This is a genomic window from Xylophilus rhododendri, assembly GCF_009906855.1.
Classification (GTDB): domain Bacteria; phylum Pseudomonadota; class Gammaproteobacteria; order Burkholderiales; family Burkholderiaceae_C; genus Xylophilus; species Xylophilus rhododendri.
Map to the genome: position 1 here is coordinate 3,693,957 of NZ_CP047650.1, position 25,948 is coordinate 3,719,904.

The 25,948-nt window shown below is 69.1% G+C and carries 10 protein-coding genes and 1 pseudogene; 4 read left to right on the forward strand and 7 right to left on the reverse strand.

What is annotated here, in order from left to right:
* Window positions 1-84: 84 nt before the first annotated feature.
* From GT347_RS17120 to GT347_RS17130, 3 genes are all read right to left on the reverse strand, one after another.
* Window positions 85-717: a hypothetical protein gene (locus GT347_RS17120; protein WP_160553353.1), complete on the reverse strand. Its 633-nt coding sequence runs from the start codon at window positions 715-717 to the stop codon at window positions 85-87.
* Window positions 718-843: 126 nt separating this feature from the next.
* Window positions 844-1,641 carry a trehalose-phosphatase gene (gene otsB / locus GT347_RS17125; protein ID WP_160553354.1) on the reverse strand — a complete coding sequence of 266 codons (798 nt, stop codon included), beginning with the start codon at window positions 1,639-1,641 and terminating at the stop codon, window positions 844-846.
* 77 nt (window positions 1,642-1,718) lie between these two features.
* Complete coding sequence (locus GT347_RS17130; protein WP_160553355.1) at window positions 1,719-3,767, reverse strand: hypothetical protein; 2,049 nt, start codon at window positions 3,765-3,767, stop codon at window positions 1,719-1,721.
* Window positions 3,768-4,130: 363 nt separating this feature from the next.
* Between GT347_RS17130 and GT347_RS17135 the strand changes: the two genes are divergently transcribed.
* From GT347_RS17135 to GT347_RS17150, 4 genes and pseudogenes are all read left to right on the forward strand, one after another.
* Window positions 4,131-5,645 (forward strand): MdtA/MuxA family multidrug efflux RND transporter periplasmic adaptor subunit, encoded by a 1,515-nt coding sequence (locus GT347_RS17135; protein ID WP_160553356.1) that lies wholly within the window; start codon window positions 4,131-4,133, stop codon window positions 5,643-5,645.
* Between the two features lie 7 nt (window positions 5,646-5,652).
* Window positions 5,653-8,744, forward strand: a pseudogene (locus GT347_RS17140) (MdtB/MuxB family multidrug efflux RND transporter permease subunit).
* 706 nt (window positions 8,745-9,450) lie between these two features.
* The gene (locus tag GT347_RS17145; protein WP_160553357.1) at window positions 9,451-12,579 is read left to right on the forward strand and encodes a multidrug efflux RND transporter permease subunit; all 3,129 of its coding nucleotides are present in this window, start codon (window positions 9,451-9,453) and stop codon (window positions 12,577-12,579) included.
* Window positions 12,569-14,035, forward strand: a complete 1,467-nt coding sequence (locus tag GT347_RS17150) for an efflux transporter outer membrane subunit (RefSeq protein ID WP_160553358.1) — start codon at window positions 12,569-12,571, stop codon at window positions 14,033-14,035. The genes GT347_RS17145 and GT347_RS17150 overlap by 11 nt, the downstream gene beginning before the upstream one ends.
* A gap of 700 nt (window positions 14,036-14,735) precedes the next feature.
* Here the strand turns inward: GT347_RS17150 and GT347_RS17155 are convergent.
* From GT347_RS17155 to uvrA, 4 genes are all read right to left on the reverse strand, one after another.
* On the reverse strand, window positions 14,736-16,343 hold the full coding sequence (locus GT347_RS17155) for a glycoside hydrolase family 5 protein (RefSeq protein ID WP_160553359.1): 1,608 nt from the start codon (window positions 16,341-16,343) through the stop codon (window positions 14,736-14,738).
* 250 nt (window positions 16,344-16,593) lie between these two features.
* A complete protein-coding gene (locus GT347_RS17160; RefSeq protein WP_160553360.1) occupies window positions 16,594-18,267 on the reverse strand; it encodes a glycoside hydrolase family 5 protein in 1,674 nt (557 codons plus the stop codon).
* 113 nt (window positions 18,268-18,380) lie between these two features.
* A complete protein-coding gene (locus tag GT347_RS17165; RefSeq protein ID WP_160553361.1) occupies window positions 18,381-19,991 on the reverse strand; it encodes a glycoside hydrolase family 5 protein in 1,611 nt (536 codons plus the stop codon).
* A gap of 26 nt (window positions 19,992-20,017) precedes the next feature.
* Complete coding sequence (gene uvrA, locus GT347_RS17170; protein WP_160553362.1) at window positions 20,018-25,774, reverse strand: excinuclease ABC subunit UvrA; 5,757 nt, start codon at window positions 25,772-25,774, stop codon at window positions 20,018-20,020.
* Between the last annotated feature and the right edge of the window lie 174 nt (window positions 25,775-25,948).

Genomic DNA, 25,948 nt, shown 5'->3' on the forward strand with positions numbered 1-25,948 from the left:
GGACCTTACCAAACGCCGGCCGCCGCCCGCGTAGGCCATGTTCGCCGATGGCCGCGCCGCTGGCTGGCCGGGCCGGCGCGGCGCTTATTCGTCCGTCACTTCGGTGATGACGGGGCCGGTGCGCGGCGTCTGGCTTGCCTTTGTCGTGGCATCGGGCGCCTGGTCCTCGTCCGCCGGTTCCTCGATGACAGGGCCGGGTACCGACGCCGCGGCAGCCTGTGGCCGGGGGCGTGGCATCACCACTTCGAGGACGTCCGCGAAAAGCGGCATGTCGTCTTGCACGAAGCGCGCTTTCCCCAGCGAGATTTCGCGCAGGGTGGCCAGGATGGCCGCGAAGCTGCACAAGCCGGCGAGCAGTTCGTCGCCAAAGTGCGGGTGATATTCCTGGGTGCGCACCAGTTCCACCGTCCGGGGATCGTGGGGCGGCAGGGTCTGGCCCGGCGCGAGCAGCAGCTCCAGCTCCTCGACGATCGGCAGCAGATGCTCGATGCAGGTGACGAGCAGCAGGGCCGTCAGCGGGTCGAACAGATGGCGGGCAGATCCGAAATCGGTGTCTTGCGCGGTCTCCGTACGGTCGTCCGGCAGTTCGAACAGCACGCTGAACGAACGGCGTGATGTGCCTGGATCGGCTTTCACCTGGGTGCTGTCCTTGGTGGGCACGCGGCGCAGGTCTGGCAGAGAACGGTGGTGGCTGGGATGAAGGGGATGGAAGGCCATGGATTTCCTCGATCGCCGAGGCTTCGGCGGGCTTGATGAACAAGCCTCCAAGATCGCCGCCCCATCCCCTGTCCAGGCCCGGCCGGCCGAAGCCGCGCCATGCCTGGCGAAAAGAAGCGCCTGGCCTCAGCCCGCTTCGCTGCCCGGCTGCCCGGCGGCGGCTTCATCCGCATCCCGGCCGACCGAGGCGGCCAGCGGCGCCAGGGTGGTGCGCGCACTTGCCAGCCAGCCGCGCAGCGCGGCCGAACTCAGGCAGCGGTGCTGCGCGAGGCTGGCGCCTTCGCCGATCTTGATGCCGCGCCCGCCCAGCTGCTGGGCGGCGGCGATGCCGGATTCATCGGTCACGTCGTCGCCGGCGAAGATGGGCACACGGCCGGCGAAGGGCTCGGTGGTCATGAAATAGGCGATGGCCTGGCCCTTGTGGATGCCGGCCGGCTTCACCTCGACCACGCATTTGCCGTAGAGCAGCTCCACGCCGGAGCGCCCGGCGACGATCTGCTGCATGGTGGCGCGGCACAGGGCTTCGAGCTGCGGCGCATGGCGGTAGTGCAGGGCGACCGAATGGGGCTTGCGTTCCACCAGCAGCCCGGCGTGCTGCGCGGCCAGTTCGGACATGGCCTCCACCGCGTCCTCCAGCGGCGGCTGGTCGACCGAGGGCCGGCTGCCGTCGGCCATGCGGTATTGCGCGCCGTGCTCGCCGGCCACGGGCAGCAGCAGGGGATGCAGGAACTGGTCGATGTCGGCGATCGGCCTGCCGGTCACGATGGCCAGGGCGCCGCCGAGCTGGCGGTGCAGGGCATCCAGGGTGGACACCAGCCCGCCCGGCACCCGCACGGCATCGGGCGTGGCCGCGATGTCGACGAGGGTGCCGTCGAAGTCGAGGAAGAGGGCGGTATCCGGCAGTACGGTAGGCAGTAGCAACATCGCCCGGGACCTTACCAAAAACGCCCGATGGGCGGCGTAGGCGAAGTTCGCCGATGCGGCCGGCACCGCCCGCGGCCTCAGTCAGGCAGTGTGAGTGCCACCTGCCCGTTCTCGATCCGCAGCCGGCCGAGCGAGAACAGCAGGCAGGCCAGGCTGTGCTGCGGATGCACCAGGGTGCAGGCGCCGATGGCGCCGTCCACGCTCGGATCCCGCGCCGCGTGGTTGCCGGCCACCGCGGCCTGGTCCGCGCCGTTGACGATCAGGTCGCCCGCCTGCGCCCAGTCGCCGGGCAGCTTGCCGATCCAGCCCACGGTCGGCTGGCCGTCGGCCTCCAGGGCCTGGTTCACCGCCAGCCAGACGGGGCCGTCGGCGGACCGGTCGGTGAACACCGCCTCGATGCCCTGCGCACGCAGGGCCACGACGCTCTGCACCAGCGCGGTGGCGACGATCCCGCGCGCGGCCTCCCGGTCCTGCGGGTTCAGCCGGCCGAGGAAAGCACCGGTGCCGACGGCGGTGAGCACCACCCGCCGCGGCCGCTCGCGGCGCACCGCCTGGTCCAGGTGGTCGAACAGGGCCTCGATCTGCCGGCGGTAGAGGTCCTGGCGCAGGCGGCCCTGCTGCACATAGAGGTCCATCTCCGGCTGCAGCGTCGAATCCAGGGCCGGCGCGGCGAGGTTGAGCACCCGCACCGGCACCAGCCGGCCGTCGGCGACCATGCCGGTGCGCATCTCGAAGGAGCTGGGCCGGCCGGGCTCCAGGCTGCCGGTGGCCAGGGCCTGGGGGGTCTGGTGGAAGCTGCGTTCGCAGCCCAGGATCTGCCGGTTGATATCGGCATAAGCGCAACGCATGGCGATATTGGTCAGGTCGCGGCGCAGCAGCTGCTGCGAGGCCAGCCGGTCGTCCTGGCCGCCGTAGACACGCATGGACCGGAGCAGATCCACGAAAGCCTCGGCCGGCAGCGTGGCCATCGCCTGCTCGAACTGCGGCCCGAAGCCCTGGAAGCGGTTCAGATAGAGCGCCATGGCTCGATGGATCGCCTGGCGCAGCGCGGCATCCGGGCCGGCCAGCAGCGCGGCGACATCGTCCAGTTTCGCGGCCGCCGCGCCGGCGGCCGCGGGGACCAGCGGCAGGGGCTGGAGCTCCAACGCTGCTGCTGCCGGCTCGGCGGACGTGTCCTGCACCTCCTCGATCAGCACCGTCGTCGGGCCCGCCGGACTGGTCAGGGTGTTCTCCTCCTGGTCTTCCGGCTCCTCCACGATCGGCGAGGGCATGCCGCGTGCCGGTGGCATGGTCGCCACTGCGTCCTGCCAGTCGCAGGGCAGCAGCAATGCGTCGAAGGCATTGGCGAACAGCATGGTGTCGCGCCGGCTGAAGTGTTCCAGGCCCAGGGCCATGCGCTCGAAGGCGGCGATGCAGGCGGCCAGGCAACGCGCGCCTTCGCCCATCTGGTCGGTTTCGCCGGCCTGCCGGGGATGGCGCAGCAGCTGCCGGGTGCGTGGATGGGCCGCGGCCGATAGCTCGTCGTCCCCGACCTGGGCCCGCAGGAAGGCCAGCACCGGCAGCAGGTCGAGGCGCCCGGTGGCCGTGGCCATCGCGGCACGCCAGCTGTTCTCGTCCACGACGGGGCGGCCCAGGGGCGCACGCACGGCGGCGGCCTCGAAGCAGCGGCTTTCCGAGCGCAGCAGCTTGCGCACCAGCACTTCCTCCTCCTGGGCCGATTCGACATAGGCCAGCTGCAGCGTGCGCAGGTAGCGGGCCGCGAAGCCCGGCAGCACCGCATCGAGCTGCCGCGCCAGGGCCTTGCGCACCGTGTGGTCGAAGCGGGCGGCCTCGAGTTCGTCGGAGCAGCCGTCCTGACGCCGCTGGTCCAGGGAAAGCATCAGCGTGCGTGCGTCCGGGATCAGGCGCGCGTTGGGGCTGTGCCAGGCGTGGCGCAGCATCTCCAGCAGCACCCGGCCGTGGAAACCGGCCTGCTGCAGCTCCAGCAGTTCCGGAATGTCGTGCGGGATGTTGCAGTTCTCGCCGTCGGGCAGCTGCTGCAGCCGGTGCACGCAGTGGGCATCGAGCGACTCGGAGATGGCTTGCCAGCCGTCGTCGGCGGCCCCGAACTGGATTTCATGGGGCACGACCTCCAGATCGGCCAGTTGCCGGGTGGTGGCGCAAAGCGGCGGCGGAGAGGGCGGCGGGGAGGGCGGCGCGGATGTCTCCCGGTCGGCGGGCCGCGGATCGATCGCCGGGGCAGGCTGGAGGAAACGGAAAGGTCGCAGGCGTTCGGTAGAAGGGACATGGCGGCGCGGTCGCGGAAGGCAAAGGAAGTCGCCGAAGATCCCCGTGCCGCCAGGCCCGCACAGCCGCGCTTGCGAAAACCCGCAAGCCGGCGCGAAGCCGGCCATGGCCGTAAAGCCCCCGTAAAAGGCGGTCCTCCCGATTCCGGACCGTGCGCCGCCCCGCTTACCATCTGCCGCGTCCGCCTGCCTCCTGCCAAACCCATGCCACAGCCTCTGCCGCCCGAGACCGCTCCCGCCCGCCCTGTTCGCCCGCGCCGCGCCGGCCGGACCATCGCCGTGCTCACCGTGCTGGTGCTGCTGGCCGCGGGCGGCGGCTGGTGGTGGAAGCGGCACCACGACGCCCAGGCCGCCGCCAGCGCCGTGCCCGGCGCGGTGCCCGGCCCCGGCATGTCGCAGGGCCCCGGCGGCATCGGCGGGCCGGGTGCGCGCCGTTTCGTCGGCAACCAGGCGCAGCCGGTGTCGGTGGCGCGGGTGCAGCGGCGCGATGTGAAGGTGCTGCTGCAGGCCATCGGCACCGTCACCGCGCAGAACACGGCGGTGGTGCGGACCAAGGTGGATGGCGAGCTGCAGGCGATCCGCTTTCGCGAAGGCGATCTGGTCAAGGCCGGCGCGCTGCTGGCGCAGATCGATCCGCGCAGTTACCAGTCCGCCCTCGACCAGGCGGCCGGCGGCCTGGCGCGCGACCAGGCCCAGCTGAAGAATGCCCAGATCGACCTGCAGCGCTACCAGGACCTGCAGGCGCAGGACTCCATCGCCAAGCAGCAGGTCGACACCCAGGCCGCGCTGGTGCGCCAGCTGCAGGGCACCGTGCAGGTGGATCAGGCGCTGGTCGACGCGGCCCGGCTCAACCTCTCCTACACCAAGGTCACCGCGCCCATCTCCGGCCGGCTCGGCCTGCGCCAGGCCGACCTGGGCAATGTGGTGCATGCGGCCGACACCAACGGCATCGTCACCATCACCCAGACGCAGCCGATCAACGTGCTGTTCTCCATCCCCGAAGCCAGCCTGTCGCAGATCGCCGCCAAGCTGCGCGCCGGCCAGACCCTGCCGGTGGAAGCCTGGGACCGCGACCGCCGCAACAAGCTGGCCACCGGCCAGGTGAACTTCATCGACAACGCCATCGACACGACCACCGGCACCATCAAGCTGAAGGCCGTGTTCGCCAACGCCGACGGCGCGCTTTTTCCCAACCAGTTCACCAACGTCGTGCTGCAGACCGACACCCTGCACGGCACCCTGGCGGTGCCCGGCGCGGCGGTGCAGCGCGGCACGCAGGGCACCTATGTCTATGCGGTGGGCGAGGACGGCAAGGTGGCGGTGCGCAAGATCACCCTCGGCCCGGTGGAGAACGACTGGACCAGCGTGCAGGGCGAACTGCATGCCGGCGAGCAGGTGGTGACCGACGGCGCCGACCGCCTGCGCGACGGCGCCCAGGTGCAGGTGATCGCCGCCAACGCCGCGGCCGCCGCCGATGCGATGCCGGCCAACAACCGCGGCCGCGGCGGCATGGCCCAGCTGCCGCCGGAGGTGCGCGAGAAGCTGCGCACCATGTCGCCGGAGGACCGCCGCGCCTATATCCAGAAGCTGCGCGAGCAGCAGGGCGGCGCGGCTGGCGCTGCCGGTGCCACTCCCGGCGCCGCGCCGGCCGCCCCGGCTGCTCCCGCCGCGGGCGCCGCCACGCCGGCACCGGCCCCCGCAGCCCCGGCCGCGCGCTGAGCCGGGCATGAACCTGTCGCGCATCTTCATCCTGCGGCCCGTGGCCACCTCGCTGCTGATGGTGGCGTTGCTGATCTCGGGCCTGCTGGCCTGGCGGGTGCTGCCGCTGTCGGCCCTGCCCGAGGTGGACTATCCGACCATCCAGGTCACCACCCTCTATCCCGGCGCCAGCCCGGACGTGATGACCTCCTCGGTCACCGCACCGCTGGAGCGCCAGTTCGGCCAGATGCCGGGCCTGGCGCAGATGTCCTCCACCAGCTCCGGCGGCGCCTCGGTCATCACCCTGCGTTTCGCGCTGGACATCGGCCTGGACGTGGCCGAGCAGCAGGTGCAGGCGGCCATCAACGCCGGCGGCAACCTGCTGCCGAGCGACCTGCCCATGCCGCCGGTCTACAGCAAGGTCAACCCGGCCGACGCGCCGGTGCTGACGCTGGCGATCACCTCGCCCTCGCTGCCGGTGATCCGGGTGCACGATTTGGTGGAGAACCGGGTGGCGCCGCGCCTGTCGCAGGTGGCCGGCGTCGGCCTGGTGGCGATCGCTGGCGGACGCCGCCCGGCCGTGCGCATCCGCGCCAACCCGGCGGCGCTGGCCGCGGCCGGGCTGACGCTGGAAGACGTGCGCACCACAATAGCCGCGGCCAACGTCAAGCAGGCCAAGGGCAGCTTCGACGGCCCGGCGCGCGCCTCCACCATCGATGCCAACGACCAGCTGCAGTCGGCCGCCGAATACCAGTCGCTGATCCTGGCCTTCAAGAACGGCAATCCGATCCGGCTGCGCGACATCGCCGAGATCGTGGACGAGGCCGAGAACACCCGCCTGGCCGCCTGGTCCGGCGTGTCCGGCTCGCCGATGAAGGCCGGTGTCATCCTCAACATCCAGCGCCAGCCCGGCGCCAACGTCATCGAGACGGTGGACCGCATCAACGCCCTGCTGCCGCAGCTGCGCTCCACCCTGCCGGCCTCGCTCGACGTGCAGGTGCTGACCGACCGCACCACGACCATCCGCGCCTCCGTCTTCGACACCCAACTGGAGCTGCTGCTGGCCATCGTGCTGGTGGTGGCGGTGATCTTCGTCTTCCTGCGCAGCGCCCGGGCCACGCTGATCCCGGCGCTGGCGGTGCCGTTGTCGCTGATTGGCACGCTGGGCGTGATGTACCTGGCCGGCTTCTCGATCAACAACCTCACGCTGATGGCGCTGACCATCTCCACCGGCTTCGTGGTGGACGACGCCATCGTGATGATCGAGAACATCGCCCGCTATGTGGAGATGGGCGACTCGCCGATGGAAGCCGCGTTGAAGGGCAGCGCGCAGATCGGCTTCACCATCATCTCGCTGACCATCTCGCTGATCGCGGTGCTGATCCCGCTGCTGTTCATGGGCGACGTGGTGGGGCGCTTGTTCCACGAATTCGCGATCACGCTGGCGGTGTCCATCCTGATCTCGGCGGCGGTGTCGCTCACGCTCACGCCCATGCTCAGCGCCCGCCTGCTGCGCCACGAGCGCGAGGAAGACCATGGCCGGCTCTGGCGCGGCGTGGGCCATATGTTCGACCGCACCATCGCCGGCTACGGCCGCATGCTCGACAAGGTGCTGGACCACGGCGTGCTGACCCTGCTGGTCTTCGCCGCCACGCTGGCGCTGACGGTGCTGCTGTATTTCGCCGTGCCCAAGGGCTTCTTCCCGGTGCAGGACACGGGGGCCATCCAGGCGACCACCGAGGCCGCGCAGTCGGTCTCGTTTGCCGCCATGTCGCGGCGCCAGCAGGAACTGGCCGACAAGGTGCTGGCCGATCCGGCGGTGCAGAGCGTGTCGTCCTTCATCGGCGTGGACGGCGCCAATGCCACGCTCAACACCGGCCGCCTGCTGATCGGCCTCAAGCCCAAGGAGTCGCGCGAACGCATGGACGTGGTGCTGGCCCGCTTGGCCCGCATCACCGCCGACATGCCGGGCATCCAGCTCTATCCGCAGCCGGTGCAGGACCTGACCATCGAGGACCGGGTGGCGCGCACGCAGTACCAGTTCCTGCTGTCCTCGCCCGACACCGCCGAGCTGCGCAGCGCCACCAGCCGCCTGCTGGAGCGTCTGCACACCCTGCCCGAGATCACCGACGTGGCCAGCGATCTGCAGGACCAGGGCCTGCAGGCCTATGTGCAGATCGACCGGGCCGAGGCCAGCCGGCTCGGGGTGACGGTGGCGGCCATCGATACCGCGCTGTACGACGCCTTCGGGCAGCGGCTGATCTCGACCATCTTCACGCAGTCGAACCAGTACCGGGTGGTGCTGGAGGTGGGGCCGCAGTTCAGCGTGGGGCCGGAGGCGCTGGCCACCATGTACGTGCCGGGCGCGGCAGGCTCCGCGCCGGTGCCGCTGTCGACCGTGGCTCGGGTGATCGAGAAGCCGACTTCGCTGGCGGTGAACCATGTGGGGCAGTTGCCGGCGGCGACCATTTCCTTCAACGCCGCGCCCGGGGTTTCTCTGGGGGATGCGGTGGAGGCGATCAAGCGGGAGCAGCGAGCGCTGAACCTGCCGATCAGCGTGGCCACGAGTTTCCAGGGGGCTGCGCTGGCCTTCCAGGCTTCGCTGGCCAATACGCTGATGCTGATCCTGGCGGCGATCGTCACGATGTACATCGTGCTGGGGGTGCTGTATGAAAGCACCATCCATCCGGTGACGATTCTTTCGACCCTGCCTTCCGCGGGGCTGGGGGCCTTGCTGGCCTTGCTGGCTGCGCGGCTCGATCTCGACATCATCGCGATCATCGGGATCGTGCTGCTGATCGGGATCGTGAAGAAGAACGCGATCATGATGATCGACTTCGCGCTCGATGCCGAACGGGATCAGGGGTTGACGCCTCGGGAGGCTATTCGGCAGGCCTGTCTGCTGCGGTTTCGGCCTATCTTGATGACTACTCTGGCGGCTCTTCTTGGGGCCTTGCCCTTGATGCTGGGGACTGGGGTGGGGCGGAGTTGAGGCATCCGCTGGGGGTCACGATGGTTGGTGGGTTGATCGTCAGTCAGCTGCTGACTTTGTTCACTACGCCTGTGATCTATCTTGGGTTTGAGGGCTTGGCTCGGCGGTGGCGGGGTTCTGCTTTATGAGCCCTGCTTCCTGCTTTGGTTCTGTTCTCCTGCGGAGGGCGGAGCTGGGGCTGCGCGCCCCAGACCGCGCTCACTTTCTTTGCTTCGCCAAAGAAAGTAAGCAAAGAAAGGCGACCCGGCTGCGGGAGTCCCCCTCCTGCGGAGGGGGCACGCTGCGGTGCTCGCAAAAGCGGGGTCCACGACAACTCGCTTCGCTCAAACAGGTCGTGGCCCTGATCCGCTTTTGCTCCGCTCCTCACTCACCCGCAGACGGGACCCGGGAGCGGGGGCAGCGGCTGCTTCGCAGCGCAACGGGCCTTCGCTTCGCTCGGCGTCTGGCTGATGAATACCCGCCCTTCGCCACGCACGGTTTTTCAGTGGAGGCCGAGCGCAGCGAAGGCCCGTCGCCCTGCGAAGCAGTGGCTGTCCCCGCTCCCCGGGTCCCATCTGCGGGAGAGCGAGGAGCGCAGCAAAGGCGGATCAGGGCCACGACCTGTTTGAGCGAAGCGCAGCGTAGCGAGTTGTCGTGGACCCCGCCTTTGCGAGCACCGCAGCGTGCCCCCCTCGAAGAGGGGGGACTCCCGCAGCTGGGTCGCCTTTCTTTGCTTACTTTCTTTGGCGAAGCAAAGAAAGTGAGCGCGGTCTGGGGCGCGCAGCCCCAGCTCCGCCCTCTGCAAGAGAGCAGGCCCTCCGCCAGGAGAACCCGCCCTCCGCAAGGAGCAAAGCAGTGAACCTCTCAGCAGTCTTCATCAAGCGCCCCATAGCAACCAGCTTGCTAACGCTAGGCATAGCCCTGGCCGGCGCCATGAGCTTCTTCCTGCTCCCAGTGGCGCCACTGCCCCAGGTGGACTACCCCACCATCTCGGTCTCAGCCAGCCTCCCAGGCGCCAGCCCCGACACCATGGCGGCAACGGTAGCCACCCCCCTGGAACGGTCACTAGGCGCCATAGCAGGCGTCAACGAGATGACCTCCACCTCCTCCCTGGGCAACACCCGTGTCACGCTGCAGTTCGACCTCGACCGGGACATCGACGGCGCGGCAAGAGACGTGCAGGCCGCGATCAACGCGGCAAGGGCATTGCTCCCCAGCGGCATGCCCAGCAACCCCACCTACCGCAAGGCCAACCCTTCCGACGCCCCCATCATCATCCTGTCGCTGACATCCAAGACGCTGACCCGCGGCCAGATGTACGACGCCGCCTCCACGGTGCTGGCCCAAAGCATCGCCCAGGTGGAAGGCGTGGGCAACGTCCAGATAGCAGGCGGCGCACTGCCAGCGGTCCGCATCGAACTCGACCCGACCAGGCTCTCAGCCAACGGCATCGCCCTGGAAGACGTCCGTACCGCGGTCACCGCGACGAACGCCAACCGCCCGCTCGGCTCGGTGGAAAAGGGCGACCGCTACTGGCAGGTGGCCACCAACGACCAGGCCCGCAGCGCCTCCGAATACGCCCCGCTGGTCATCCGTTTCCAGAACGGCAATGCAGTCAGACTCCAGGACGTGGCCGAGGTCACCGACTCGGTGCAGGACGTGCTGAACTACGGCTCGGTCGACGGCACGCCGGCCATCATGCTGCAGGTCTACAAGCAGCCCAACGCCAACATCATCGAATCGGTGGCCGCCATCAAGGCCATGCTGCCGCGGCTGCAGGCCTCCATCCCGCAGGCCATCGACCTCACCGTGGTGAGCGACCGCACGCCCACCCTCAAGGCCTCGCTGCGCGAGGTGGAGCGGGCGCTGGTGATCGCCATCGGCCTGGTCATCCTGGTGGTGTTCCTGTTCCTGCGCAACGGCCGCGCGGCGCTGATCCCCAGCGTGGCGGTGCCGGTGTCGCTGGCCGGCACCTTCGGTGTGATGTACCTCTGCGGCTATACGCTCGACAACCTCTCGCTGATGGCGCTCACCGTGGCCACCGGCTTCGTGGTGGACGACGCCATCGTGGTGCTGGAGAACATCACCCGCCACATGGAGCGCGGCAAGACGGCGCTGCAGGCGGCGCTCGACGGCGCGCGCGAGATCGGCTTCACCGTGGTGTCGATCAGCCTGTCGCTGATCGCGGTGTTCATCCCCATCCTGCTGATGGGCGGCATCGTGGGCCGGCTGTTCCGCGAGTTCGCGGTGGTGCTGTCGGCCTCCATCCTGGTGTCGATGCTGGTGTCGCTGACCACCACCCCGATGATGTGCGCGCAGCTGCTGGGCCGCCCGGCGCGTCCGGCACGCCAGCCGGGCCGCGTCGGCCGCGCCTGGGACGGTTTTTCCAACCGGGTGCGGCAAGCCACCGCCCGGGGCTACCGGCGTTCGCTGGCCTGGACGCTGCGCCACCAGCCGGTGGCCCTGCTGGCCCTGGCCGCGGTGGTCGGGCTCAACGTCTATCTTTACGGCGTGATCGACAAGGGCTTCTTCCCGCAGCAGGACACCGGCCGCGTCACCGGCTTCGTGCGGGCCGACCAGGCCACCTCCTTCCAGGCGATGCAGGAGCGCATCAAGCGTTTCATCGCGGTGATCCAGAGCGATCCGGCGGTCGACCATGTGATGGGTTTCACCGGCGGCGGCCAGCGCAACGGCGGCTTCATGTTCCTCTCGCTCAAGCCCCTGTCCGAACGCGACGCCTCGGCCGACCAGGTGGTGGCTCGCCTGCGCGACCGGCTGGCCAGCGAGCCGGGGGCGCGGCTCTTCATGAATCCGCAGCAGGACATCCGCATCGGCGCGCGCGGCTCCAACGCCAGCTACGAATACACCCTGCAGGCCGACAGCAACGAGGAGCTGCGCACCTGGGAGCCGCGCATCCGCCGGGTGCTGCAGGCCCTGCCCGAGCTGGAGGACGTCAACAGCGACCAGCAGGACAACGGCCTGCAGACCTCGCTGGTGATAGACCGCGATGCGGTGACCCGCCTGGGCCTGACGGTGGCCAAGGTGGACGCCACCCTCAACGACGCCTTCGGCCAGCGCCAGGTGGGCGTGATCTACAACCCGCTCAACCAGTACCGGGTGGTGATGGAGGCGGCGCCGCGTTTCCTGCAGAGCCCGGAGACCCTGCGCGGCTTCTTCTTCGTCAACAGCGCCGGCCAGCAGATACCGCTGACCGCCTTCGCCCGGCTGGAGCTGACCAACACCGCGCTGTCGGTCAGCCACGACCGCGGCACGCCGGCCACCACCATCAGCTTCAACCTGCCGGTGGACGGTTCGCTGTCGGCGGCCACCGATGCGGTCAACAACGCGATCGCCGAACTGGGCGTGCCGGTCTCGATCCGCGGCAGCTTCGGCGGCACGGCGGGGGCCTTCAAGGATTCGCTGGGCAACCAGGTCTTCTTGATCCTGGCGGCGCTGGTCACCATCTACTTGGTGCTGGGCATCCTGTACGAGAACCTGGTGCATCCGATCACCATCCTCTCGACCCTGCCCTCGGCCGGCGTGGGCGCGCTGCTGGCGCTGATGCTGTTCAGGACGGAGTTCTCGCTGATCGCGCTGATCGGCATCATCCTCTTGATCGGCATCGTCAAGAAGAACGCGATCATGATGATCGACTTCGCCATCGTGCGGCAGTCGCAGGGCGCGGGTGCGACGCAGGCGATCTTCCGCGCCGCCCACATGCGGCTGCGGCCCATCCTGATGACCACCGTCGCCGCGCTGCTCGGCGCGCTGCCGCTGGCGCTGGGCCATGGCGACGGCGCCGAGCTGAGGAAGCCGCTGGGCATCGCCATCGTCGGCGGACTGGTGCTCAGCCAGTTGCTCACGCTCTACACCACCCCCGTCGTCTATGTGGCGCTGGACCGGCTGGCGCGCCGCACCCGCGCCCTGCGCTTGCCGCGGCTGATGCGCTCGGCGGCCTTCAAGGATGTACCCGATGCGGTCTGATCTTCGTCACGGCTTCTTGCCAGCCCTTCCGGTCGTGCTGGCCGTGCTGGCCCTCTCCGGCTGCAAGTTCGCGCCGGCCTACCAGGTGCCGTCCTTCGAGATGGCGCCCGCCTACAAGGAAAACGCCCTGTGGCAGCAGGCCAGTCCCGCCGAGCCGTCCGCCGTGCCCGAGGCCTGGTGGACGATGTTCGGCGATGCCGAGCTGAACCGCCTGCAGGACCTGGCCGCCGCCGGCAACCAGACCCTGGCCGGCACCCTGGCCCAACTGCGCATCGCCCAGGCCGCGCTGGACGCCAGCCGGGCGCCCCTGTTGCCCACCCTCGGCGTGAACGCCGGCGGCACCCGCAGCAAGACCGGCAGCGCCAGCAGCGGCACGGTGGATGCCAACGGCAATGTGGTGGGCAACACCAGCGCCCGGCCGCGCAACGTCTTCACCCTGCAGGCCAGCGCCAGCTGGGAGCTGGACCTGTGGGGCCGCATCTCCTCCGGGGTGGATGTCGCCAACGCCCGGGTGCAGGCCAGCGCCGACGACCTGGCCGCCGCGCGCCTGTCGATGCAGGCCAGCCTGGCGCAGACCTACTTCGCGGTGCGCGCGGCCGAGGCGCAGCTGGCCGTGCTGGACGACACCATCGCCGCCTACGAACGTTCGCTGCAGCTCACCCGCAACCGCTACACATCGGGCGTGGCCAGCGCCGCCGACGTGGCGCAGGCCGAGTCGCAGCTGTATTCCACCCGGGCGCAGCGCCTGGAGTCGGCGCTGAGCCGGGCGCAGCTGGAGCATGCCCTGGCCGCGCTGCTGGGCCGGGCGCCGGCGGATTTCACCCTGGCGCCCACGGCCAGCCTGCCCGAGGCGCCTGTCGTGCCGGTGGCGCTGCCGGCCGCGCTGCTGCAGCGCCGGCCGGACATCGCGGCGGCCGAGCGCCGGGTGGCGGCGGCCAATGCGCAGATCGGCGTGGCCCGGGCGGGCTTCTTCCCGGCGCTGACGCTGTCCTCGGCGGTGGGCTACCGCAGCAGCACGCTGAGCGACATCGCCAGCGCGCCCAATCTGTTCTGGTCCATCGGGCCGGCGCTGGCGCTGTCGTTGCCGGTCTTCGATGGCGGCGCCTTGCGCGCGGCGGTGAATTCGGCCGATGCCAATGTGCAGGCGGCGGCCGCCACCTACCGCCAGACGGTGGTCACCGCGCTGCAGGAAGTGGAGGACAACCTGGTCGCCGCCGCCGCGCTGCAGGAGGAGCTGGGCGTGCAGCAGCAGGCCCTGGTGGCGGCGCAGAAGGCGCTGGACGTGACCAACAACCAGTACCGGGCCGGCATCGTCAGCTACCTCAACGTGGTGACGGCGCAGTCCACCGTGCTGTCGGCGCGGCGCAGTCTGCTCGATGTGCGCAACCGGCGGTTGGTGGCGGTCAATATTCTGCTCAAGAACATTGGCGGTACTTGGGGGGCGGTGCGGGGTTGAGCTTGGATCGCGCTTTTAGTTTCTCGCGGGTGTTGATTTACTGCCTTCGGCTTGGTTACTTCTTCTACTCCTACGGAGGGTGGAGCTGGGGCTTGCGCCGCCCCAGACCGGCGGTAACTTTCTTTCCATTGAAAGAAAGTCACCAAAGAAAAATTCAAATTCGGGAGCGGGGACGGGCTTTCGCCCGGGTCGGGCCATTGTTTCGCTGCGCTTCACTCGGCTCTCCGGATGGCGATTTGATCTCAGCAACGATTGCCGATGCTCGAGGATCGGGACGCCCGTTCGCCAAAAGCTTCACGCTCAGCCAACCGACAAGTTTGATCAAGCGCCGCGTCCAGATCCGGGGAAAATCGCCAGTGCGTTTAATCAAACGCTCACCAAGATAATCAGAGCGTGAAGCTTTTGGCGAACGGGCGGCCCGAATCTCGAGCATTCGTTCCAGTTGCTGAGCCCACTACGCCATGCCGAGAGCCGAGTGAAGCGCAGCGAAACAAAGGCCCGACCCGGGCGAAAGCCCGTCCCCGCTCCCGCTCCCGCTCCCGCTCCCGCTCCCGCATTTGAATTTTTCTTTGGTAACTTTCTTTCAATGGAAAGAAAGTTACCGGGGGTGTGGGGCGACGCCAGCCCCACCTCCACCCTCGGTAGGAGTAGAAGAAGTAAATAAAAACCTCTTAAATTAAGGGCCGCTCCAAAACGCCACTCAAACTGAGCGCAGGCAGGAAAAAGAGATGCTCCCCGCCCGGCTACCAGCCAGCAACTTGACATCGATACCGAAATACGGATCGGGAGACGCGATGGTGCCGTAAGCATTGTCGAAACCGCCCGGCGCCGGTGCCCGGTAGCCGGGATAGATGCCCAGTCCCGAGTCGTTGACAGCCCGCAGGTCCAGACCCGCCACCCCCTGGTTGTTGGACTGCGTGGTGTCGAAATACATCGGGCAGGTGCCCACAGCCCAGTCGCCCTCGAAAGCCGTGGCACGGCTGATCCAGGACTGCTGGCTGGCCACGGCGATCTCGGGGAACACCAGGACCAGGTAGCGGTCGGTGGTGCCGGGGTTGGCTGCCGCACTCAGGATGCCGGTCACCGGATCGTAGGAGAAACCGGACCAGTTCGAGCCGACGACGCGCGGCAGCGCGATACGGCCGCCCGTCAGCCGAATGAAGGCCGGCAGGTCCCGCACCGGATAGGGCGTGGGCAGGCCGGTGACCGCCTGCTGCATCAGCGGCAGCCAGCTGCGCGCGGCCTGGTCGTACAGGGCGAAATTGCTGTTGTAGCCCCAGTAGCAGAGCGGCAGGTCCGCGGCCAGGGCCACGGCGCGCAGATGGGCGTTGTACTCGGCCCTGTCCTGCGGCGTGCGGGGCACCGAGCCCCGGGCGATGTTGACGGATACACCGGCCTCGCCGATCCACAGCGGCACCGACTGGTCGGCGGCCCATTGCCGCGCCCAGCGGATATCCTCGGAAAAATTCGCCAGCCCGGCGGCATTGAGTGCATCGGCGCCGTGGGTGAAGTTGTAGGGCGTGTAGTAGTGCGGCGAGACGCCCAGCGGGCCGGCGTCGCCGGGGATCGCCAGGCGGGCGAGTTCATTGTTCCAGGGTTGCAGCCACATCACGCGGCTGGCGTTGTTGCCACCGGTGGCACGAATGGCCGGGATCACCGCTGCATACCAGGCGTTGAGCTGGTCCGAACTCAGGCCCGGTGCGTAGCCGGTCTGGGTGGTCTGGGCGGGTTCGTTGACCAGGTCGAAGGACAGCCGCGGCGAAACGTCCCGGTAGCGCGTGGCCAGCTGCAGCCAGATGGCGGTGGCGCGCGCCGTGAGCTGGTCGGTGGTCAGGGTGGCCACGTTCTGGTAGTCGTCGAAGTAGATGTCGTTGCTGTGATCGCCCTTCCACTGCAGGTAGCCGTGCAGCGGATCCAGCACCACACGGTCCAGGCGCCTCAGGGCCGCCGTGATTTCGGCATCTAGCTTCTGCAGGAAGGATTCGGCGATCAGGCCGTTCACGTCGGCGCGCGCCGCGCAGTTGGCGGGAATGCGCACATGGCCGAAGTTGCCCTCGTAGCGCATGGTGTCGAAATCCTGCAGAGCGACCGCGTAGGGCGCGCCACCGGCCTCGCTGAGGTTTTCCAGGTAGTCGCTGGGCTGGGTGCCCAGGCCCATGCCCGCGAGGTACTGCGCAAGGCTGGCGGGTTCTGCGAATACGGGGTCCGGCACTTCGGGAGCGGCTGCCGGCGCATCGGCCGCGGGCGGGGCGCCGGCAGCGGCCGTCGGCGCGGCGGCGCTCTCCTGGCCGCCTCCGCCACAGCTCATGCAGGCTGCACTCACGGATGCCAGCGCCGACAGCAGAAGCGCGCGCCGGCCCGCCTGTACGGTTGGCGTGTCTTTGTCCTGGCCCGTCATGCCGGTCAATGGAACTCCCTGCGTGCATGGATGCCCCCGATGGGGGTGCCTGCGCTGAAACTAGCATGGTCACAAGACAGGCTCGTAACGGCATGCTGGCCGCGCAGGCGCCGGTCGGATCGGCCAACGCACCCAAGCAAAATCCGTTCCCCGAGAGGACTCAATCCACGCGCAGGCAGGAAAAGACGATCTGCCCGCCCGGGCTGCCGGCCGCCAGCTGCAGCTCGATCGCGAGGAAAGGCTGCGGCGATGCGATGCTTCCGTAGGCTTGCTCGAATCCACCCGGTGCGATGGGCAGGTAGGGATAGATCTGCTGCCCCTGGTCGTCGACACCACGCATGTCGAGCCCCGGCACGCCGGACTTGTTCGGCGCGGTGGCGTCGTAGTAGAAGGGGCCGCTGCCGATACGCCAGTCGCCGCCGAAGCGTGTCGCGCGGACGCTCCAGGTCTGGTCGCTGGCCACCGGGATGTCCGGAAACACGATGGCCACGCCCCACGCCGAAGCGCCGGGATTGGCCTGGGCCGTCAGCACGCCCGAAGCCGGGTCGTAGGAAAAACCCGGCCAGACGTGCGTAGGGTCGAAAAGCTTGTTGATGCGGCCGCCGGTGAGCACCTGATAGGCCGGCACCGGCCGCACCGGCAAGGGCATCGGCACGCCGCTGACGGCCTGCAGCATGCCCGGCAGCCAGGCCTGGGCGACCTGATCGTACTGGGCGTAGGCGCTGTTGTAGCCCCAGTAGGTGATGGGCACGCCCAGGTCCAGGGCGGTGTTGCGTACATGCGCGGTGAATTCGGCCCGTTGCGCCGGATCGCGCGGCTGTGTCCTGACGTCGATGTTGATGGAAACCCCGGTTTCGCCCACCCACAGCACGGTGTCGCGGCTCACCGCCCAATCCCGCGCATAACGCACGTCGGCGGCATAGACGGCCAGGTCGGCGGCGGTCAGCGCATCGGCGCCCATGGTGAAGCCGAAAGGGCTGTAGTAATGCGGGCTGACCCCATGCGGGCCGGTATCCGCGGGCAGGGCCAGCAGATCGAGCCGGTTCGCCCAGGGCTCCATCCAGAGCATGCGCTGGGCATTCAGGCCGCCGGTGGCGCGGATGGCGGGGATGACCGTGGCGTGCCAGGCATCGAGCTCGGCGGCGGTGATGCCTGGCGGATAGCCGTGCTGCAGCGGCACGTTGAAGGGCTCGTTGAACAGGTCGAAGGCCAGGCGTGTCGTCAGGCCCTGGTAGCGGGTGGCGAGCTGACGCCACATGGCAGTGGCCCGGACCGCATGCTGGGCGGACGTCAGCTGGGCGACGCGTTGATAGTCGTCGTAGGCATAGTCGTAGGCGTGGTCGCCTTTCCACTGCAGGTAGTGGTGCAGCGGGTCCAGGATGACCCTCGGAAAGCGCTCCAGGGCCAGTTGGATCTGCTTGTCGACCACCAGGAGGAAGGCCTCGGAGATCAGCCCGTCGACATCCGCGCGGGCGGCGCAGTTGGCGGGTATGCGCAGGTGGTCGGCCAGGCCTTCATAGCGCATCCGGTCGAAGTCGGCGGCGCCGACGGCGTGGGCCAGGCCGGCGGGCTGGTAGGCGGTTTCGAGGTAGTCGCTCGCCTGGGTGCCCAGATGCATCGCCGACACGTATTGCGCGGCCGTCTCGGGATCGCCCGGCTGCGGGCCGCCGGCGCCGGAGCCGAGCCCGCCGCCCGCATCGGTGACCACCGTGCCGGGGTTGCCGCCGCTGCAGGCGCCGAGGGCCAGGCCGCCGACCGAGGCCGCGGCGAGGCCGAGCAGGCGCCTGCGGCGCGCAAAGGCCGGCGCCGGCCCGCCGGGGAATGCTGTTTTCATGGGCGGATATCTCGTGCAGTGGGTACTGCCGAAACCTTATCCGCTGTCTGCGCTCACTCCTGTGTTCGTCCTTAGTCCGTAGGGGTGGACTGCCGCCGTCTGTGTTGCTCGGCCTACACCGAACGGATGCAGGCGAAACGGATCTGCCCGCCGGGACTGCCGGGTTGCAAGCCCAGATCCACGCCCATGAAGGTGCCGGGCGAGACGATGGTGCCCATGGGGGTATCGAAGCCGCCGGGTGCCATGGGACGATAGGGATAGAACTGCTTGCCCGCCTCGTTCACGCCGCGGCCATCGATGCCGCGCTTGCCGTTCTGGTTGGGCCGGTCGGCGTCGAAGAAGATCGGCAGCACGCCGATGCGCCAGTTGCCGGTGAACTCGAGGGCCCGCACGATCCAGGATTGACCGCTTTCTATCGCGATCTCGGGGAACACGATGGTCACGGTGCGTTCACTGCCCGAATCGTTGGCCTGGGCGGTGAGGATGCCGGTTTCGGGATCCCAGCGGAAGCCGGGCCACTGGCCGTTGGCGAAGAAACCCTGTGCCATGCGGCCGCCCTTGAGCACGGTGAAAGCCGGGACGGTACGCACCGGATAGGGCTGTGGCAGGCCGCTCACCGCCTGCCGCATGCCCGGCAGCCACTGGCGCGCCGCCTGGTCGTACTGAGCGAACGCGGCGTTGTAGCCCCAGTAGCACATGGGCACGCCGGTGGCCAGACCGACGTTGCGCACATGGGCGGTGTATTCGGCCCGGTCGGCTTCGGGGCGCGGGATCTTGCTGGCCTGCCTGACCTTGGAGACACCCACCTCGCCGATCCAGATCGGCACCCGGTTGAGTCTTCCCCAGCGCTTGGCGTATTCGATATCCGCGCTGAAGTTGGCCAGGCCTGCCGCGGTGAGGGAGCCCTCGCGATGCGTGAACTCGAAGGGGCTGTAGTAGTGCGGCGAGACGCCCAACGGGCCGGCATCGGAAGGGATCGCCAGCAGGTTCAGCCGGTTGTCCCAGGGCTCCAGCCAGATCATGCGGCGGGCATTGTTGCCGCCGGTCGCACGGATCGCCGCGATCACCTGCGTATACCAGCTGTTGAGCTGGTCCGAAGTCAGGCCGACCGGAAAACCGTCCTGCTGGGGTGCCGACACCGGCTCGTTGATCAGGTCGAAGGACAGCCGCAGCGACAGCGACTGGTAGCGCTTGGCCATCTGCACCCACATGGCCGTGGCGCGCACCGCATGCTGGTCGGACGTCAGCTGGGCGACGGCGGCGCTGTCGTCGTAGAACTTGTCGTAGTGGTGGTCGCCTTTCCACTGCAGGTAGTGGTGCAGCGGATCCACCAGCACCCGCTCGAAGCGCTCCAGCGCCAGCTTGATCTGATTGTCGAGCTTGACCAGGAAGGCCTCGGAGATCACGCCGTCGACCGTGGCATGGGCGGCGCAGTTGGCGGGAATGCGCACATGGTCGAAGCCGCCTTCGTTGCGCATCACGTCGAAATCCGCAGCGCCCACGGCATTGCGCTGGCCGGCGGGTTCGTAGGCGGTTTCGAGATAGTCGCCGGCCTGGCAGCCCAGGTGCATGGCGGCGACGTACTGCTCGGCGGTGGCGGGCTCGTCGAAGCCTTCGCCCGAGCGCCCGCGCTTGCCGCCGCTCTGCGCCAGCACGGCCGGCGCGGCGGCCGTGCCCGCGAGTGCGATGACCAGCTTGCGCCGCTGGTGGTCGGTGGACTGCATGTACTGACTCCCTGTGGTGGTTCGGTTCAGCGCGCCAGCACCGAAGCCAGCGCCTGGCCGGTATGCGTGCCCAGGCGCACCACGTCTTCGGGCGATGCGGTGGCGACGACTGTACCGCCGCCGGAGCCGCCTTCGGGCCCCAGGTCGATGATCCAGTCCGCTTCGGCGATCAGGTCCAGGTCGTGTTCGATCACCAGCACGCTGTGGCCGGCGTTGGTCAGGCGGTGCAGCACCTTGATCAGCCGCTCCACGTCCGACATGTGCAGGCCCACCGTGGGTTCGTCCAGCACGTAGAAGGTGTGCGGCGCCTTGTTGCCGCGCCGGGTGACGTCGTCGCGCACCTTGCTGAGTTCGGTCACCAGCTTGATGCGCTGCGCCTCGCCGCCCGACAGCGTGGGCGAGGGCTGGCCCAGCGTCAGGTAACCCAGGCCCACGTCCACCAGCAGCTGCAGCGGATGGGCGATCACCGGCATGCTGGCGAAGAACTCGACGGCCTCGTCCACCTCCATCTGCAGCACGTCGCCGATGGTCTTGCCGCGCCAGCTCACCGCCAGCGTCTCGGGGTTGAAGCGCGCGCCGTGGCAGGCCTCGCAGGGCACCTTCACATCCGGCAGGAAACTCATGCCGATGGTGCGCACGCCCGCGCCCTCGCAGACCGGGCATCGGCCCTCGCCGGTGTTGAAGGAGAAGCGGCCGGGGCCGTAGCCGCGGGCCTTGGCTTCGAGCGTGTCGGCGAAGAGCTTGCGGATGGTGTCCCAGAAGCCGATGTAGGTGGCCGGGCAGCTGCGCGGGGTCTTGCCGATGGGGGTCTGGTCCACCTCCAGCACCCGGTCGATGCCCTGGTAGCCGTCGAGCGAATCGCAGCCGGCCCAGGCGGGGTGCTGGCCGGCGTCGTCCTGGTCGCGGCCGGCGCGGGTGCTGCGCTGCTGCACGGCGGCCTGCACATTGGCCAGCAGCACGTCGCGCGCCAGGGTGGACTTACCCGAGCCGCTGACGCCGGTGATCGCCACCAGGCGTTTCAGGGGCACGTCGATGTCGACTTCCTGCAGGTTGTGCAGGCTGCCGCCGCGCAGCTCGATCCAGTCGATCTCCACGTCGGGCGCCGAGGCGCCGTCGGCCAGCGAGGGCGCGACCGGGCGGCGCGGCTGCAGCGGATGCTTCATCGCATGCAGTAGGTAGCGGCCGGTGACCGAGTCCTCGGCCGCCGAGATGTCGGCCACCGTGCCCTGGGCCACGATGCGGCCGCCCCGCCGACCGGCGCCGGCGCCCACGTCGATGATGTGGTCAGCGCGGCGGATGGTGTCCTCGTCGTGCTCCACCACCACCAGGGTGTTGCCCTTGTCGCCGAGCTTGTGCAGGGCATCGAGCAGGATCTTGTTGTCGCGTGCGTGCAGGCCGATGGTGGGCTCGTCCAGCACGTAGCACACGCCCTGCAGGTTGCTGCCGAGCTGCGCGGCCAGGCGGATGCGCTGGGCCTCGCCGCCCGAGAGCGTGGGGGCGCCGCGGTCCAGGGTGAGATAGCCCAGGCCCACTTCACCGAGGAAGTCGAGCCGGCTGACGATCTCGGGCACCAGGTCGCGGGCGATGCCGGCCTCGCGGCCTTCCAGCGCCAGGCCGTCGAACCAGGCGTGCAGGTCGAGCACGCTGCGTGCGGCCATGGCGGCGATGCCTTCCTCGTGGAACCGCACGGCGCGTGCGGTGGGGTTCAGGCGGGCGCCCTGGCAGCTGGGGCAGACGGTGTCGCCCACGCCTTCGGCATCGGGCTCATCGAAGGTCTGCTCCCGGCCCTTCTGGTCGTCGGCCAGCACCGAGTCGTCGAAGACCTTGCGCTGCTCCTTGCTCAGCTTCACGCCGGTGCCCACGCAGTCGGGGCACCAGCCGTGCTTGCTGTTGTAGCTGAAGAGGCGCGGGTCCAGCTCGGCATAACTCGTGTGGCAGACCGGGCAGGCGCGTTCGGTGGAGAAGGCCAGCAGCTTGCCGATGCCGGCGGTGGGCGTGCCCGACTCCATGGCCTCGGCCAGGCCCTCGATGTCCGACAGCACATGCACCACGCCCTTGCCGTGCTGCAGCGCCTGCGACAGGGCGGCGCGCAGCTCGGCCTCGTTCTCTGGCGAGACGAAGAGGCTGGCCACCGGCAGCTCGATCGTGTGTTCCTTGAAGCGGTCGATGCGCGGGAAATTGGTGGTGGGCAGGAAGTTGCCGTCCACCCGCAGATGGGTGTAGCCGCGCGGCCGGGCCCAGTCGGCCAGTTCGGTGTAGACGCCCTTGCGTGCGGTGACCAGCGGCGCCAGCAGGCCGATGTGCCGGCCGCGGAAACGCGCCAGCAGCTGGGCGGCGATGCTTTCCTCGGTCTGCGGCTGCACGGCGGCGCCGTCGTGGATGCAGTGCTGCACGCCCAGCTTCACATAGAGCAGGCGCAGGAAATGCCAGACCTCGGTGGTGGTGCCGACGGTGCTCTTTCGGCCGCCGCGCGACAGGCGCTGCTCGATGGCCACGGTGGGCGGAATGCCGTAGACCGCGTCCACCTCGGGCCGGCCGGCCGGCTGCACGATGCTGCGGGCATAGGCGTTGAGCGACTCCAGGTAGCGGCGCTGGCCTTCGTTGAAGAGGATGTCGAAAGCCAGCGTGGACTTGCCCGAGCCGCTGACGCCGGTCACCACCGTGAAGATGCCGCGCGGAATGTCCACACTCACGCCCTTGAGGTTGTGCTCGCGGGCATTGACGATCTGGATCGCGTTCGGCCCGGTGGCCGGCTTGCGCCTGGCCTTCAGCACCTGCTGCAGCGGCACGCCTTCCTCCACCGCATGGCCGCCCAGGCCCAGCGCCTTTTCGTATTCGGCCAGGGCCTTGCCGGTGTGCGAGACCGGGTGCAGGCGCAGGTCTTCCGGCGGCCCTTCGGCCACCACCAGGCCGCCGCCTTCGCCGCCTTCCGGACCCAGGTCGACCACCCAGTCGCTGGCGCGGATCACGTCGAGGTTGTGTTCGATCACGACCAGCGAATGGCCGGCGTCCAGCAGCTTGCGCATGGCACGCATCAGCTTGGCGATGTCGTCGAAATGCAGGCCGGTGGTGGGCTCGTCGAACAGGAAGAGCGTGCCCTTGCGGGCGACGGGCTGCCGGCTGCTGCTGCCGTTCTTGGCGGCCTCGGCCAGGAAGCCGGCGAGCTTCAGGCGCTGGGCCTCGCCGCCGGAGAGCGTGGGCACGGGCTGGCCCAGCTTCACGTATTCCAGGCCCACGTCCACGATGGGCTGCAGGGCGCGCAGCACTTCGCGGTCGGTGGCGAAGAGGCGCACCGCCTCGCTCACCGTGAGTTCCAGCACGTCGGCCACGCTGAGCAGCCGGCCGCCGCGCTCCACCTTCACTTCGAGGATCTCGGCGCGGTAGCGCCGGCCGTCGCAGTCGGGGCAGCGCAGGTAGACGTCCGACAGGAACTGCATCTCCACATGCTCGAAGCCCGAGCCGCCGCAGGTCGGGCAGCGGCCGTCGCCGGAGTTGAAGCTGAACTTGGAGGCGGTGTACTTGCGTTCCTTGGCCAGGGCCGAGACGGCGAAGATCTCGCGCACCGCGTCCCAGGCGCCGACATAACTCACCGGGTTGGAGCGGGCCGTCTTGCCGATGGGGGACTGGTCCACGAAGACGACGTCGGCCAAATGGTCGGCGCCCAGCAGGCGCTCGTGCGCGCCGGGTGTCTCGGTGGCCTTGCCGAAATGGCGCAGCAGGGCGGGGGCGAGCACGTCCTGCACCAGGCTGGACTTGCCCGAGCCGCTGACGCCGGTGATGGCCACCAGGCGCTGCAGCGGGATCTCGACATCGATGTTGCGGAGGTTGTGCTCACGCGCGCCTTCGAGGATGAGGCGCGGCGTGCTCTCGCTCACCAGGCGCTTCATGCCCATGCCGATCTGCTTGCGCCCGCCCAGGTAGATGCCGGTGAGGGTGTCGGCGCGGCGCAGGTCCTCGATGTCGCCGTCGAAGACGATCTCGCCGCCGCGCTCGCCGGGGCCGGGGCCCATGTCGATGACACGGTCGGCGGCCAGCATCACGGCCGGGTCGTGCTCGACCACGACGAGCGTGTTGCCGGCGTCGCGCAGGCGGTGCATGGCCTGGGTGATGCGGTCCATGTCGCGCGGATGCAGGCCGATGCTGGGCTCGTCCAGCACGAACAGGGTGTTGACCAGCGAGGTGCCCAGGGCGGTGGTCAGGTTGATGCGCTGCACCTCGCCGCCGGACAGCGTGCGGCTCTGCCGGTCCAGCGTGAGGTAGCCGATGCCCACGTCGTGCAGGTAGCGCAGCCGGGTGGTGATCTCCTCGAACAGCAGGCGCAGGGCCTGCGCGTCGGCCTCGCCGGCGACGGTGCCGTCGCCGTGGTGTTCCACCCGGTCGAAGAAGCGCCGCAGCCGCTCGATCGGCAGCAGCATCAGGTCATGCAGGCACAGGCCGGGCAGGGCTTCGAGCTGGGCGCGGCTCCAGGCGGTGCCGCTGGGCAGGAAACGCTGTTCGGGCGCCAGCACCTCGTCGGCGTCTTCCTTGCTGCCGATGCGCCAGAGCAGCGGTTCGAGCTTGAGCCGCGCGCCGGCGCAGGTCGGGCAGGTGGTGTAGCTGCGGTACTTGGACAAGAGCACCCGGATGTGCATCTTGTAGGCCTTGCTCTCCAGATAGGCGAAGAAGCGGCGGATGCCGTACCACTGCTTGTTCCAGTTGCCTTCCTTGAAGCCGGGCGTGCCCTCGATCACCCAGTCGCGCTGCGACTGGCTGAGTTTGTTCCAGGCGGTGTCGCGCGGGATGCCGGCGGCCTCCGCGTACTTCATCAGGTCGTCCTGGCATTCGGACCAGGCGGGGGTCTGGATGGTCTTGACCGCGCCGGCGCGCAGGGTCTTCCTGTCGTCGGGGATGACCAGGCCCCAGTCCACGCCGATCACGCGGCCGAAGCCGCGGCAGGATTCGCAGGCGCCGGCCGGCGAGTTGAAGCTGAACATCGAGGGCAGAGGGTCCGAATAACGGATGTCGCTCTCGGGGCAGTGCAGGCCGGTGGAGAAGCGCCAGGTCTCGGTCGGCTCCTCCGCACCCGGCGGCGTGACATGCACCGTCACCCGCCCGGCGCCGCGCTTGAGCGCCACCTCGATCGCCTCCACCACCCGCGAGCGCTCGGCGGTGCCGATGCGGAAACGATCGGCCACCACGTCCAGCACCTTGCGCGGGCCGGTGGGCGTGGCCACTTCGCGCTCGGCATGGATGCGGGTGAAGCCGCTGGCCGAGAGCCATTGCTCGATCTCCTCGCGCGAGGTGCCGCCCGGCAGTTCGACCGGGAAGGTGACGACCAGGCGCGGGTCTTCCAGCACGGCGGCGCGCTGCTGCATCTCGGCATAGATGCTGTCGGGGCTGTCGTGGCGCACCGGCAGGGCGGTCTGGCGGTCGAACAGCCGGGCGGCGCGGGCGTAGAGCAGCTTCAGGTGGTCGTTCAGCTCGGTCATCGTGCCGACCGTGGAGCGCGAGGAGCGCACCGGGTTGGTCTGGTCGATGGCGATGGCCGGCGGCACGCCTTCCACCCGGTCGACCGCGGGCTTGTCCATGCGGTCGAGGAACTGGCGCGCGTAGGCCGAGAAGGTCTCCACGTAGCGGCGCTGGCCTTCGGCGTAGAGGGTGTCGAACACCAGGCTGGACTTGCCCGAGCCGCTGGGGCCGGTGACCACCGTCAGCTCGCCGGTGCGGATGTCGAGGTCTAGGTTCTTGAGGTTGTGCTGGCGCGCACCACGGATGCGGATGGTGCCTTCGGATCGATCGGTCATAGCGCCTGCAAATAGGGGTGGGGGCGAAAGATTCTAGGGGCCGGTCCGGCGGACAGACGCGACCGGATGTGTCAGCGCCTTGCCTGGGCGCGGCGCGATTTTCTTCGTTATCAAGGACAGGCGTGCGTGGTGCCGGGGAAGGCCATGCAGGGCGATGGACAGCATCTCGGGTTT